The following is a 1015-nucleotide window of genomic DNA, read 5'->3' on the forward strand; positions in this document are numbered from 1 at the left end:
GGCGCTCGCGGGGCACGCGGATGGGCTTGGGCTCGGCAGCGATGGCGGCCTGCACGGCAGCGATCTTGTCCGCGTCAGAGTTCACCCACTGCAGGCCCGATGCGGCAGCCACTTGCTGCAGTTCATCGATGGGCAGCGTGAACGCCTGAACGCGGGGCAGTCCCTTGGCTTGCGCAGCTGTTGCCACGGGGGCCTGGGCGGCTACCGCCGCCGGTGAGGGTGCTGCGACAGGCGCCGGTGCGGCCACCGGGGCGGCTGCAGGGTTTGCAACGGGCGCTGCAACAGCTGCCGCGGTAACAGGCGCTGCGGCTGGCTCAGTGGCTGAAGCGGCTGGGGATGCCACAGGAGCTGCGACAGGGGTTGCCGCCGGTGCCACAGGCTCGGCGGCGGGCGCGTTGCTGAAGTAGCTGCGGCGCGGCGCCTCGTCCTGTGCCGGTGCGGGCTCTGCCTGGGTGGGGTCAAAGTCCAGCATCGCTGGCGCAGCTGCTTCGGCGTTGCCGTTGTTGTCGCGCGGGCCACGCTCGCCGCGTTCGCGGCGGTCACGGCCATAGCGGTCGCGGGAGCGGCGCTCGCGGCGCTGCTCTTCGGTGGCGCCATTGCCGTTGGCGGGTGCGTCATTGCCGCTCAGGTCCAGGTCCGGCAGCGATGCCAGTGGAGCGGTGTCCGCAAAGTCACCAGCGGCGGCCGTGGCGCTTGCCTCCTGGGCCTCGACCGCGCGGGGAGCGCGTTCACCGCGTTCACCACGGTTGCCACCGCGATCACCACGTTCGCGGCGCGGACCGCGCTCGCCACGGGGTTGCTGCGCCGGCTGGCCTTCTACGCCACCGGTGTTGCCTGCGTTGGGGCCTTCCACCGGAGTGGTAGCTGCGTTGTTGTCACTATTCACGCCAGCGTTCAGGTTGCGCGGCTCGCTGTCGCGGCGGCCACGGCCCCCTTCACGGCCTTCGCCACGTCCGTTGCGGCCCCCTTCACGGCCTTCGCCTTCGGGACGGCGCTCTGCGTCGCGGGGTGGACG

General features: G+C 71.9%; 1 pseudogene. It reads right to left on the bottom strand.

Annotated elements, in window-relative coordinates:
- Nucleotides 1-1015, bottom strand: a pseudogene (locus DBR23_RS13495) (ribonuclease E/G); the annotation flags it as partial.

The sequence above is a fragment of the Acidovorax sp. HMWF018 genome (assembly GCF_003061035.1).
In the GTDB taxonomy this organism is placed as follows: domain Bacteria; phylum Pseudomonadota; class Gammaproteobacteria; order Burkholderiales; family Burkholderiaceae_C; genus Acidovorax; species Acidovorax delafieldii.